The organism is Vibrio sp. AK197 (assembly GCF_053903115.1).
Map to the genome: position 1 here is coordinate 2,446,021 of NZ_CP096430.1, position 12,104 is coordinate 2,458,124.

Sequence of the window (12,104 nt, forward strand, 5' to 3'; positions counted from 1 at the left end):
CCAAAAAGGTGCGAAATGATAACATTCATTAAAATTAAATTAACAAAAGTGTATACAAAAACACCTCATTCATTGCGCATTAACACTTTACTCGTTAAGGGTTTGTTATTCGCTTTAGCGCAAGTCCACAAAATATGGCACACAGTTTGCTCTGTATTTATCTGAAATGCGTGAGTAGAAGCGGTTAGATGCCACCAATGTGCATCGGGACATTGCTCATAGTTAGTCACAGTGTGAGGCACTCTGTGAACGGTGCATCACACTTGTAAAGTGCAAGGGAATACACGGAGCAACTATGAAGCCACTTTTAAAACTCAAAACTTTAACCCTCTCTTTATCTGTTCTTGTCACCTCCGCGAGTAGCTTCGCAATGGATAAAGTGACTTTCCAACTAGATTGGTTACCTGGTGGCGATAAAGCCCCTGTTTACGTTGGCGTAGAACAAGGTTTTTTTGCTGAGCAAGATCTTGATGTCACCATTTTACAAGGGAAAGGCTCAACGGACGCCATCACCAAAGTGGCCACGGGTATCGCAGATTTAGGTTCATCCGATATCGTTGCTCTCCTAGTCGCAAAAGCGAATGACAACGTGCCGGTCAAAGGGGTCTATTCAATATTTAGCAAAGCCCCTTATGCGTTCTATGCGTTAAGCGGCTCAGGGATTGACTCTGTCGATGACGTCTCAGGTAAAACCATCGTCACCTCACCTTTCACCTCTGCGAATGTTTTTTTGCCTCTATTACTTAAGAAGAATGGTATCGATGAAAACAGCGTCAAAGTTTTAAAAGCGGATCCTGGCGCACTAAACCCGATGCTGATTACAGGACAATCGGACGTCATGATCTCTTGGATTACTGATGCAGTGAAAAATCAGCAACAAGCAAAACAAGCTGGCAAAAAAATCGATATCTTCCCTTGGTATGATGCAGGTCTAGAGTTCTACTCTTCATCTGTGATCGCTAGTGACCGCATGATGGCGGAACGACCTGATGTGGTGAAACGTTTCTTAAAGGCATTTGATAAAGCCGTAGCCTACACGTGGGAAAACCCAGAAAAAAGCGCGCAAGCCGTTCACGATGTCGTTCCAGAAGTCGACACGCAACAAGCTGCAGATACCATTAAATCGATTCGCTATTTGGTCATTAACGAAGTCAGTGAACGTGATGGAATTGGCGCCTTTACCCCTGTACGTTTGGCTGAGACGTGGAAATGGACGGCAGAAGCACAAGATATCGAGCTTGAAAAACTCAACCCAGAAAATGCCATTTCACGTGAGTTCTTTCAAGGAGTGAACTAATGCAGCCTTTTGTGTCATTTAACCAAGTCGGTCACACCTATCACTCAGAGAAACAATCGGTCAAAGTCCTTGATAACGTCAATTTTGATGTGAGGAAACATGAGTTTGTTGCGATTGTTGGCCCTTCTGGGTGTGGTAAATCGACACTATTACGAGTTTTATCTGGGCTCATTGAGCCCAGTGAAGGTCAAGTTCGCGTATTTGGTCATCCTGTCAGTGGGCCTCGAGAAGATATCGGCATCGTGTTTCAAAAATCGACACTGCTTCCTTGGAAAAATGTACTGGATAATGTTCTGTTTCCGCTCAAGCATAAATTTGGTCATGTCAGTAATAAAGACCGCAAACACGCCCAGTCTTTACTTGAAAAAGTGGGGCTTGCAGACTTTACCACCAGCATGCCAAATGAACTGTCAGGTGGTATGCAACAGCGCGTTGGAATTGCTAGAGCTTTGCTTCTAAACCCAGATATTTTGATTATGGATGAGCCTTTTTCGGCACTTGACGCGTTAACTCGTGAGGAAATGGGCTTTGAACTGCAACGGATTTGGATGGAAAAACCCAAAACCGTTCTGTTTATTACGCACTCGATCTCAGAAGCCGTGTTACTCGCCGACAAAGTACTCGTGATGGGCCCTAGACCCAGTACGGTCCTCGAAGAAATTCAAATCAATCTTCCACGTCCACGTACCATCAATACACTGCAAGAAAAAACATTCAGCGACTACACCACAAAGATTCGTGAATACTTTTACCGTCCTGCCGTCATGGAAACCACGGCTAGCGCTGATAAAGATAATGTCGCTCCGCTGCGTCGCCGCGCGTAATTACATAGAGTAAGGATACAATATGAAACGCTTAGCCTCTTATTGGTCACATAACGGTTTACCATTGCTGGCGATTTTGGCGCTGATTCCTTTGTGGGAGTTGATCTGTCGAGTTTTTTCCGTGCCGACCTTCATTCTTCCAGCGCCGTCAGATATTTTCATCGCGTTTAATCAAGTCTCGGCAGATCGCTGGTTGGACAACCTTTGGGCCACACTACGCATTGCGCTGCTAGGATTTGGGCTGTCTTTTGTTATCAGTATTCCACTCGCGATTATGATGGTCAGTTCAAAGTTTCTCACTCGAGCTGTATTTCCGTTATTGGTGGTGATTCAATCGACCCCAGTTGTCGCCATCGCGCCACTGTTGATTGTTATTTTAGGTACTGGCGATGCACCACGACTGGCTATTACGTGCCTCATTACCTTTTTCCCATTGGTGGTTTCCGCGACCACAGGCATGTTAGCCACACCGCCAGAGTTGATTGAGTTATCTCGCTCTCTGAACGTCAATACGAAGAAAACCATCTGGCAAATTCGTTTACCTTATGCAATTCCACATATTTTCAGTGGTATCAAAGTCGCCATTACACTCGCTGTCATTGGGGCGGTGATTGCCGAGTTTGTCGCTGCAGAAAAAGGCTTAGGCTATTTAGTTCAATTTTCAACTTCATACTTCAAGATTCCACAAGCGTTCGCCGCTTTAATGTTCCTATCACTGGTCAGCATGCTGCTGTTTAAATCCGTTAGTTGGATACAGAAAGGCTGCTTTGCATGGAGCTTATCTGACGAAGAAAAACAGCGTTCATAGGGAGAGAGCATGCTGGATAAAACACTGGATTTAAAATTTTTACGTTACAGTTTTTCATTGGCAGAAGACGCAAAAAGCAAAGGTATTCATCCTTTTGCTGCCGTTCTGGTTAATGCGAATGGCGAAATCTTATTGGAGAAAATCAATGGCTACCTTCCTGATTTGGATATGACTGGACATGCTGAACGTCTGATTATGACCAAAGCCAGCAAGCGCTACCGTCCGGATTTTCTCTCGCAGTGCACCTTGTATATTTCCGCAGAGCCTTGTGCGATGTGTGCTGGTGCGATTTATTGGGCTGGTGTTGGACGCGTAGTTTATGGACTCAGCGAGGAAAAACTCAAATCAATCACCGGAAATCATCCAGAAAACCCGACGTTAGCACTACCTTGCCGCACGGTATTTGACTCTGGTCAGCGTAAAGTTGAGGTTATCGGCCCGCTACTGGAAGAGGAAGCGGCCGAAATTCAACACGGGGTGTGGTAACACTAACAACCCAAAGTACGGAGTAGAAGCGGTCTGTAATCGTTGGTGATTGCTGGACATTGCTCCAATCACAAGCAATTGCTTAAATTGGAGAACAACACAATGACTCAAACTTCTTATGCTTTAGACGAACTTAACTTTGAAACAACCATTGGAGGGCGCGGTGTTGAAGCCGATGTCGATGCCATTCCTATGATTGACCTTGACAATTTTGAGCAGCGTCGCGAGGAGATCACTGAGCAACTTTGGCATGCGGCCACACAAGTCGGCTTCTTTCAACTGACGAATCACGGTATCGCGCTAAGGGATATTGAAAAAGCATTCCAAGTGAGTGAAGCGTTTTTCTCTTTACCCAATCAAGAGAAGCAACAATTCCCGCTCAAGGAAGGGCTCAATGCAGGTTGGGAGTTTAAACAACAAGTTCGTCCTTCCACCGGTTCCGCCGATCAAAAAGAGTCTTACCAGATCACGTTACCGCACATGGAGGACTTATGGCCAAGTGACGTTTTAGTACCCGAGTTCAAATCTCACTTGTTATCGATGGAGTTTCAAGCGTGGCAACTTGGCATGAAGGTGCTGTCTTGCTTTGCTGACAAGCTGGGTTTTGAACGTGACTTTTTCACCCAAGCCCATCAGCGAGACTCTCAAAATTATTTGAGCACATTGCGAATGCTGCACTATTTGCCAATGAAAGACATTCCCACAGAAGGGGAACATTGGCGTGCGGGGGCACATACCGATTTTGATTGCCTGACAATGGTCTTTCAACAAGAAGATCAAGGAGGGCTACAAGCCGCTGCAGGCAAAGACGCAAAACAAAACTTAGTCTGGAGTAATGTGATCCCCAAAGCTGGTGTGATTACCTGTAATATTGGTGACATGCTCATGCGCTGGAGTGATGATGAACTAAAATCAACGCTTCACCGAGTACGCATGCCAACAGAAAGCGAAAACCAAGGTTCACGCTATAGTATGGCGTTCTTTTGTCAAGCTAACCGCGATCAAGTCATTCAAGGGCCGAAACAACGTTATCAGCCAATGACCGCGCAAGAATATTTAAAAATGCGCATTAATGCCAATTTCGCTTAATCAAGTGATATAAAAAAAGCCATGCATCCGCATGGCTTTTTTACTCTTAACAGGCTTATTGTGTGGCAACAATTTTACCATCGACTGCATCAAGTTTAACTGGCATCCCCGGAACCACTTGACCAGCAAGGATTTGCTTCGCGAGTGGGTTCTCGACACTTTGTTGTACGGCACGTTTTAGTGGTCGCGCGCCATACACCGGATCAAAGCCAACTTCCGCAATCATGGCTAGCGCTTCATCCGATACTTGTAGCTCATAGCCTTGATCTTCCATACGTTGCGACAAACGCGCCAACTGGATCGAAGCGATAGACTTGATGTGATCGGAGCCCAATGGATGGAATACCACCGTCTCGTCCACTCGGTTTAAGAACTCAGGACGGAAATGCTGAGCGACAACTTCCATTACCTGATCTTTAATGCCTTGGTAATCCAGTTTAGCGAAGTTTTCCTGAATGCGAGTCGAGCCTAAGTTTGACGTCATGATCACCACGGTATTACGAAAATCGACCGTGCGACCTTGACCATCCGTTAACCGCCCATCGTCCAATACTTGCAGTAGAATATTGAACACATCAGGGTGTGCTTTTTCCACTTCATCAAGCAAGATAACCGAGTACGGTTTGCGTCGCACCGCTTCCGTTAAGTAGCCCCCTTCTTCGTAGCCAACATAACCAGGAGGCGCACCGACAAGACGGGCCACAGAGTGTTTCTCCATAAATTCCGACATGTCGATTCGAACCATGTTGTCTTCACTATCAAACATAAAGTTAGCCAGTGTCTTACACAGTTCGGTTTTACCTACCCCTGTTGGGCCTAAAAATAGGAACGAGCCAATCGGACGGTGCGGATCGGATAATCCAGCTCGGCTACGGCGAATCGCGTCCGCAACGGCCTCAACCGCTTCCGTTTGACCAATCACCTGTTGATGCAGCACTTCTTCCATGCGCAGCAACTTATCTTTTTCTGCTTCAAGCATTTTCGAAACCGGAATCCCGGTTTGTTTCGATAGCACTTCTGCGATTTCCGCATCTGTTACTTTGTTTTTGAGCAGCGTCATCTCTTGCATTTCTGCTTGTGTCGCTAGGTCGAGCTGTTTTTCAAGCTCTGGAATACGACCATATTGCAGCTCGGACATGCGGCTTAAATCACCAGCACGACGCGCAAACTCCATATCCATACGCGCTTGTTCAAGCTCGGACTTAATGTGTTGAGTGCCAGACAGTGCCGCTTTTTCGGTGTTCCAAACTTCGCTGAGCTCTGCCAATTCACGCTCTTTATCTGCCAACTCATCATTCAGCGTCACCAAACGACGCTCACTGGCATCATCATGTTCATTGGTTAGCGCTTGCTGCTCAATTTTAAGTTGAATGATTTTACGCTCTAAACGATCAAGTGCTTCCGGTTTGGAGTCGATCTGCATACGAATGCTTGAAGCCGCTTCATCGATTAAGTCGATGGCTTTATCCGGCAACTGCCTGTCAGAGACGTATCGATGTGAAAGCGTGGCTGCTGAGACAATTGCCGGGTCCGTGATTTCAACATGGTGGTGCAGCTCATAACGCTCTTTTAATCCGCGTAGAATCGCCACTGTGTCTTCAACACTCGGTTCATCAACCAACACTTTTTGGAAACGACGCTCCAATGCTGGGTCTTTTTCGATGTATTGGCGATACTCATCCAATGTCGTTGCACCAACACAATGTAGCTCACCACGAGCCAGAGCTGGCTTGAGCATGTTACCGGCATCCATTGAGCCTTCACCTTTACCGGCGCCGACCATTGTATGGATTTCATCAATGAATAAGATGACGTTGCCTTCTTCTTTGGCAAGCTCATTCAGTACCGATTTCAACCGCTCTTCGAATTCACCGCGGTACTTCGCTCCCGCAACCAGCGCGCCCATATCCAGAGACAGAACACGTTTGGTACGTAACCCTTCGGGGACCTCATTGTTGACGATGCGCTGAGCCAGTCCTTCGACAATCGCTGTTTTACCCACACCAGGCTCACCAATGATCACTGGGTTGTTTTTCGTTCTGCGCTGTAACACTTGAATGGTACGACGAATCTCATCGTCACGGCCGATCACAGGGTCCAACTTGCCTTGTTCCGCTCGCTCAGTGAGATCAATAGTAAATTTTTCTAATGCTTGGCGAAGCTCTTCAGCATTAGGGTCATCGACGGTTTGTCCGCCGCGCACTTTCTCAATCGCATCACTGACTTTTTTCTCGGTCAACCCAAGCTCTTTTAATAATGAGCCCAGCGGGCCGCGGTCTTCCAATGCAGCGAGAAGAAAAATCTCCGATGAGATGTATGCATCTTTGCGCTTTTGAGCAATCTTGTCACAAAGATTGAACATGGAACCCATGGATGATGACAACTGCACATCGCCACCAATGCCACTCACTTTTGGCAAGCGATCAAGAATTTCTCCCAGTTTTGAACGTAACTGAGTGACGTCGATGTCCATCATCGTCAGCAGAGGCCGAATTGGGCTGCCATTTTGATCGAGCAAGGCCACCATCAGGTGTGCAGGTTCGATATATTGATGGTCACGCCCAAGTGCTAATGACTGAGCATCAGAAATCGCAATTTGAAACTTGCTGGTAAATCTATCGAGACGCATATCTACCTTCCTAACCTCAATTAAGATAATCGTGATTTAACAACAAAGAAGATGGATACTCGATGAGTGATTTTCAAGGTCTATGAGTGAGGTTCAATCAAAAGAGCGACTTGCTCCAGAATTATTCCTCAATCCAGATGAAACTGGCCTGACGTCCGGTCACGCCATCACGACGATATGAATAGAAGCGGTTTGAATCTTGGTAGGTGCATAAACCGCTATTATAAACAGCATCTACGCCTGCTCGGTTGAGCCTTTGAGTAGCAAGTCGTGGCATATCTGCCCACCACTTCCCCGTTTGTCGCCCACTACGAAACGCCAGATGTGCGTTTGCATCTTCATTCATAAACTCGTCGCGGACATCGTCACCGACTTCAAATACAGCGGGGCCTATTGCTGGCCCAAGCCAAGCAACAACCTCTCCCTCAAAGTAGTCAAGTGCATTTTCGACGATGCCGTGCGCTAAGCCGCGCCAACCCGCGTGGACAGCGGCCACACCCCGTCCTTGGCGGTCCGCTAATAGCACTGGCAAGCAATCTGCGGTCATAGCACTACAAACCACGCCAGGCGTTGTCGTAAACACACCATCCGCATCAATCACTTTACTGGTTGGCGCATTCAGCGCCACCACCTTGGTTGAGTGGGTTTGATTTAACCATACAGGCGCACTAGGCATGCCTGCTTGTTGCATTAAACGCTGACGGTTGTGTTCGACTTTGATCCAATCATCCCCAACATGAGCACCAATATTGAGCCCCCGGAACTCACCGAGGGAAACGCCGCCGTCTCGTGTTGACGACACGGCTTGAACATTCTTAACTTCAGGCCAATTGGGAGTGATCAAATCCATGCTTAAAACTCTTCTTCGAGACCAAATTGTTCGGTATCAAGACGCAGAGCTTCGGTCATCGCGACCATGTCATCTGGAATCGGCGCATGAAACTCAAGCTCTTCACCCGTTACCGGGTGTTCGAAACGCAACATGGCTGCATGCAGCGCTTGGCGGTCAAATTGGCGAATCATCTCGGTAAGCTCTGCACTGGCGCCTTTCGGGATTCGTGCTCGACCACCATAAGCGGTATCACCTAACAATGGGTGCTGCAAATAAGACATATGCACACGAATTTGGTGAGTACGCCCAGTTTCTAGACGCAGGCGAATACGCGTATGCTCACGAAAATGTTCAGCCACACGATAATGAGTAATCGCCGGTTTTCCCGTCGGCGTAACCGCCATTAAAGTGCGCTTGGTCGAGTGACGTCCAATTGGCTTTTCAACCATGCCGCCCGCCGTCATACGTCCAATCGCAATCGCTTCGTATTCACGAGTAATTTTGCGTTTTTGCAGTGCGCGCACCAAACGTGTTTGTGCCGGTACTGTTTTAGCCACCACCATCAAACCCGTGGTGTCTTTATCCAGACGGTGCACAATGCCTGCTCGCGGAACTTCCGCAATATCAGGGTAATGGAAGAGTAACGCATTCAGCACCGTACCATCAGGTGTGCCTGCACCAGGGTGAACTACTAAATCACGAGGTTTATTAATAACGATGATATCATCGTCTTCGTAAACAATATTCAGCGCAATATCTTGTGCTTCCCAACGCTCTTCATCTTCAAGTTCGGCTTGAACAGTGATGAGTTCCCCCCCCATCACTTTAGTGCGAGGCTTGGTGATCACCTGACCATCAACCTGAACTTTACCTTCAAGTAACCACTCTTTGAGACGTGAACGAGAGAAATCGGTGAATAATTCGGCGATCGCTTGGTCTAAGCGCTGACCTAATTGGCTTTCATTTACGGTGTGTGTTAATTCAATCTGCTGAGCCATATCGAACTTTTTTAAAAACTGTGAGACTAATGCTCACTAGTATGGAAAAATAATGCCGTTATTGTATCTGTTACTTCGCTGAATGTAACGGTGCTTAAGAAATATTTACCTAAAGGAACCGACTCCTGACATGAAACTGCGTACTTTATCTGGCTTGTTGGCCGTGTCTCTATTAGTGGGCTGCTCAAGCAGCGACAAAGAAGTTGTGCCAGATAGCCCACCTTCTGAGCTGTATTCTGAAGCCCAAATTTCTCTGCAAGGAGGAAACTGGATGACGGCAATTGAAAAGTTAGAAGCGTTGGATTCACGTTATCCATTCGGCGCCTATTCAGAGCAAGTTCAACTTGATCTTATTTACGCGTATTACAAAAATGATGACTTAGCGCTAGGTTTAGCGACAATTGAGCGCTTTACGCGTTTGAACCCAACTCATGAAAAGTTAGACTGGGTATTGTACATGCGCGGCCTGACCCACATGGCACAAGACCGCAATTTCATGCACGACATGTTCGGTATCGATCGTAGCGATCGCGATCCTGAACCAGTAAAAGCCGCATTTGCTGACTTTAAACGTCTGCTCGAACGCTATCCAAATAGCCCCTACGCAGAAGACGCGCATAAACGCTTATTTGCGCTAAAAAATCGTCTTGCCAATTATGACCTTGCTACCGCTGACTTCTATCTGCGCCGTGAAGCTTGGATCGCCGCGATTAACCGCTCTCAAGAGCTGCAAAAAACCTACCCAGATACCCAAGCGGCTCGCGAATCATTGAATATTCAATTGAAAGCTTACCAAGCATTAGGAATGGATGATGCGGTCAAACATACGCAAACCCTGATGAAGCTCAATCCGGTTAAAAAGTAACGCAGCTTTTTTAGCCTAGGGTCCAACACAAAAAAACCGCAGACGAAGCTGCGGTTTTTTTATGTCTAAATTCGATGGAAAACAAAAACAGAATTGTCCACTTGAATAGCCGGAAAATTCAAACATTCACCGACGTGATCAAACTCAAATTCCTTTATTGTTCAAAGACTAAGCAACCGTCTTTTCAAAGCCGTAAAAACTCCCTAAAAACGGATAATTTCTAGCGTGCTACTTACTCAAACGTAGCGTTATTTTTTCTCTTCGACAAGCTTTTTTGGGGTAAAACAGTAAGACTCTTTGCTTCGGATCACAATCCAATTTGATGCCCAAAAACCCGACTTTATACGTGATCTAAGTCACATCTTTTTTACCTTGAAGCAGTAATCTGAAGTTAACCCATGAGGGATTCTACAGAGGAAATGCAATATGAAAGTAAACATCACTGGTAAAAACATCGATATCACCTCTGCAATCCGCAACCATATTGAGGCCAAGTTCAAAAAGCTAGAAAAGTGGCAAGTGGACATCATTGGTTGCCAAACTTCATTCAGTGAAGAACCGAATAAACAGAAGCGTTTTGAAGCGGTTATCACCATTCCGAAAGGCAAACTAGTTGCCTCTGCTCAAAATGAAGATCTGTATGCGGCCATTAACGAAGTTGAGCAAAAATTGGAACGTCAACTGAATAAACTTCGTCATAAGCCTGAGGCTCGCAGAGCGGAAAAGCCAGTGCTTGAAGAAACCGTAGAATAAAAGGATGACTTAAATAGCGCCGCAAGGCGCTATTTTTTTCTTGACGCTTTACAGTCCCTTGCTTATTGTGTTTGACGAATTAACCGATGTGCTTTTGAACATGAACTCACTCATTCTATTCTTTTTTGATTTCTTTTTTATCCGCCATTTCTAGTGGGGGCTAAATCGTTTCATAAAGAGTAATCAAAAACGAATAGAGACGAAGCCTCCCAAACGGGGGGCTTTTTTTATATAAGGATTAGTAATATGGCTCAGCAGAAATACTCCCTTGAAGAAATTCGCCTTCGCTTAAATGAACTGGATGACAATTTACTCAAGCTGTTTTCTGAACGTCGTCAATTGAGTATTGAGGTCGCCAAAAGCAAAGTTGAGACGTCAAAGCCAGTACGCGATGCTGAGCGTGAACAGCAACTGTTGGTCAAACTGATTAATGCTGGTCACGATAAATACCATCTTGATGCTCAATATATTACTAAGCTATTCCATACCATCATTGAAGATTCCGTACTGCTTCAACAATCCTACCTGCAGAATTTAGCCAACCCAGAGTTAAGCCGAAAACCCCTAGCTCGCGTCGCTTTTCTTGGGGCAAAAGGCTCATATTCCCATTTAGCCAGCCGTGAATATTTTAGTCGTAAAAATATGGAGCTGATTGAAGTCAATTGTGGGCACTTTAAAGAAGTCGCCTCCACGGTTGAGTCTGGCCATGCCGACTACGGCGTATTGCCAATTGAAAACACCAGTTCAGGGTCAATCAATGAAGTCTACGACTTGTTGCAGCATACAACCTTATATATCGTCGGCGAACTTACGTTACCAATAGAACACTGCCTCGTCGCAACCAACGATATTCGTCTTGAAGACATCAAAGTACTCTACTCTCATCCGCAACCTCATCAACAGTGCAGTGAGTTTTTAAGTCGCATGGAGGGAGTAACCTTGAAGTCCTGCGCCAGCACCGCAGATGCCATGAAAAAGGTCAAAGAGCTAAACCGAAATGATGTCGCCGCTATTGGCAATGCGAGCAGTGGTAAATTGTATGGTTTGCAATCATTACAAAGCCAAATCGCCAACCAAACCGAAAACCACACTCGCTTTATTGTTGTTGCCCGCAAGCCTGTGGAAGTCTCGAGTCAAATTCCGGCGAAAACCACATTAATTATGTCAACAACTCAACATGCCGGTTCTTTGGTCGAGACATTACTTGTGCTCCAACGCTACGGCATCAATATGACGAAACTAGAATCAAGACCGATTATGGGGAACCCTTGGGAAGAAATGTTCTATGTCGATCTTGAAGCACAGCTCAACTCAGAACATATGCAAAAAGCCTTAGCTGAGCTGACTAAAATCACTAAACACTTAAAAGTGTTAGGTTGTTACCCAAGTGAAAACGTCAAACCAACCCAGATAAAACTCTAATTTCGTCGTTTTGAAAAATAATAGATAGCATAAATGAGAAAACCCCAATTTAACCAATGGATTTATAAATTGGGGTTGTTTGTCCAACCAAAGCTGCTATC

At 45.8% G+C, this 12,104-nt stretch carries 11 protein-coding genes and 1 other annotated feature; of the genes, 8 read left to right on the forward strand and 3 right to left on the reverse strand.

The window, feature by feature from the left end; all coding sequences use genetic code 11:
- Positions 1 to 295: 295 nt before the first annotated feature.
- The 5 genes from M1D72_RS18445 to M1D72_RS18465 all read left to right on the forward strand — a co-directional run bounded on the left by M1D72_RS18445 (position 296) and on the right by M1D72_RS18465 (position 4,504).
- Positions 296 to 1,297 (forward strand): ABC transporter substrate-binding protein, encoded by a 1,002-nt coding sequence (locus tag M1D72_RS18445; RefSeq protein WP_456296128.1) that lies wholly within the window; start codon positions 296 to 298, stop codon positions 1,295 to 1,297.
- Entirely contained in the window at positions 1,297 to 2,121 is an 825-nt protein-coding gene (locus tag M1D72_RS18450; protein ID WP_456296129.1) for an ABC transporter ATP-binding protein, read from the forward strand. The genes M1D72_RS18445 and M1D72_RS18450 overlap by 1 nt, the downstream gene beginning before the upstream one ends.
- 22 nt (positions 2,122 to 2,143) lie before the next feature.
- Positions 2,144 to 2,929, forward strand: a complete 786-nt coding sequence (locus M1D72_RS18455) for an ABC transporter permease (protein ID WP_456296130.1) — start codon at positions 2,144 to 2,146, stop codon at positions 2,927 to 2,929.
- Positions 2,930 to 2,938: 9 nt separating this feature from the next.
- Entirely contained in the window at positions 2,939 to 3,415 is a 477-nt protein-coding gene (locus M1D72_RS18460) for a nucleoside deaminase (protein WP_456296131.1), read from the forward strand.
- Between the two features lie 102 nt (positions 3,416 to 3,517).
- The gene (locus tag M1D72_RS18465; protein ID WP_456296132.1) at positions 3,518 to 4,504 is read left to right on the forward strand and encodes an isopenicillin N synthase family dioxygenase; all 987 of its coding nucleotides are present in this window, start codon (positions 3,518 to 3,520) and stop codon (positions 4,502 to 4,504) included.
- Between the two features lie 55 nt (positions 4,505 to 4,559).
- Here M1D72_RS18465 and clpB read toward each other — a convergent pair whose 3' ends face one another.
- The 3 genes from clpB to rluD all read right to left on the reverse strand — a co-directional run bounded on the left by clpB (position 4,560) and on the right by rluD (position 8,963).
- Positions 4,560 to 7,133 (reverse strand): ATP-dependent chaperone ClpB, encoded by a 2,574-nt coding sequence (clpB, locus tag M1D72_RS18470; RefSeq protein ID WP_456296133.1) that lies wholly within the window; start codon positions 7,131 to 7,133, stop codon positions 4,560 to 4,562.
- 121 nt (positions 7,134 to 7,254) lie between these two features.
- A complete protein-coding gene (pgeF, locus tag M1D72_RS18475; RefSeq protein WP_456296134.1) occupies positions 7,255 to 7,983 on the reverse strand; it encodes a peptidoglycan editing factor PgeF in 729 nt (242 codons plus the stop codon).
- Between the two features lie 2 nt (positions 7,984 to 7,985).
- Positions 7,986 to 8,963, reverse strand: a complete 978-nt coding sequence (gene rluD, locus M1D72_RS18480) for a 23S rRNA pseudouridine(1911/1915/1917) synthase RluD (protein WP_456296135.1) — start codon at positions 8,961 to 8,963, stop codon at positions 7,986 to 7,988.
- Positions 8,964 to 9,093: 130 nt separating this feature from the next.
- Between rluD and bamD the strand changes: the two genes are divergently transcribed.
- The 3 genes from bamD (at position 9,094) to pheA (ending at position 12,003) form a co-directional block, all read left to right on the forward strand.
- Positions 9,094 to 9,828 carry an outer membrane protein assembly factor BamD gene (bamD, locus tag M1D72_RS18485; RefSeq protein ID WP_390193377.1) on the forward strand — a complete coding sequence of 245 codons (735 nt, stop codon included), beginning with the start codon at positions 9,094 to 9,096 and terminating at the stop codon, positions 9,826 to 9,828.
- Between the two features lie 426 nt (positions 9,829 to 10,254).
- A complete protein-coding gene (hpf, locus tag M1D72_RS18490; protein WP_390193378.1) occupies positions 10,255 to 10,581 on the forward strand; it encodes a ribosome hibernation-promoting factor, HPF/YfiA family in 327 nt (108 codons plus the stop codon).
- Positions 10,582 to 10,683: 102 nt separating this feature from the next.
- Positions 10,684 to 10,812: a sequence feature (Phe leader region), on the forward strand.
- A gap of 15 nt (positions 10,813 to 10,827) precedes the next feature.
- Positions 10,828 to 12,003 (forward strand): prephenate dehydratase, encoded by a 1,176-nt coding sequence (gene pheA, locus M1D72_RS18495; protein ID WP_456296136.1) that lies wholly within the window; start codon positions 10,828 to 10,830, stop codon positions 12,001 to 12,003.
- The last annotated feature ends 101 nt before the right edge of the window (positions 12,004 to 12,104 follow it).

Coding starts and splice junctions, on each gene's coding strand:
- clpB (WP_456296133.1), bottom strand. CDS start 7,133: ATGCGTCTCGATAGATTTACCAGCAAGTTTCAAATTGCGATTTCTGAT.
- pheA (WP_456296136.1), top strand. CDS start 10,828: ATGGCTCAGCAGAAATACTCCCTTGAAGAAATTCGCCTTCGCTTAAAT.
- bamD (WP_390193377.1), top strand. CDS start 9,094: ATGAAACTGCGTACTTTATCTGGCTTGTTGGCCGTGTCTCTATTAGTG.
- M1D72_RS18465 (WP_456296132.1), top strand. CDS start 3,518: ATGACTCAAACTTCTTATGCTTTAGACGAACTTAACTTTGAAACAACC.
- M1D72_RS18445 (WP_456296128.1), top strand. CDS start 296: ATGAAGCCACTTTTAAAACTCAAAACTTTAACCCTCTCTTTATCTGTT.
- M1D72_RS18460 (WP_456296131.1), top strand. CDS start 2,939: ATGCTGGATAAAACACTGGATTTAAAATTTTTACGTTACAGTTTTTCA.
- rluD (WP_456296135.1), bottom strand. CDS start 8,963: ATGGCTCAGCAGATTGAATTAACACACACCGTAAATGAAAGCCAATTA.
- M1D72_RS18455 (WP_456296130.1), top strand. CDS start 2,144: ATGAAACGCTTAGCCTCTTATTGGTCACATAACGGTTTACCATTGCTG.
- hpf (WP_390193378.1), top strand. CDS start 10,255: ATGAAAGTAAACATCACTGGTAAAAACATCGATATCACCTCTGCAATC.
- M1D72_RS18450 (WP_456296129.1), top strand. CDS start 1,297: ATGCAGCCTTTTGTGTCATTTAACCAAGTCGGTCACACCTATCACTCA.
- pgeF (WP_456296134.1), bottom strand. CDS start 7,983: ATGGATTTGATCACTCCCAATTGGCCTGAAGTTAAGAATGTTCAAGCC.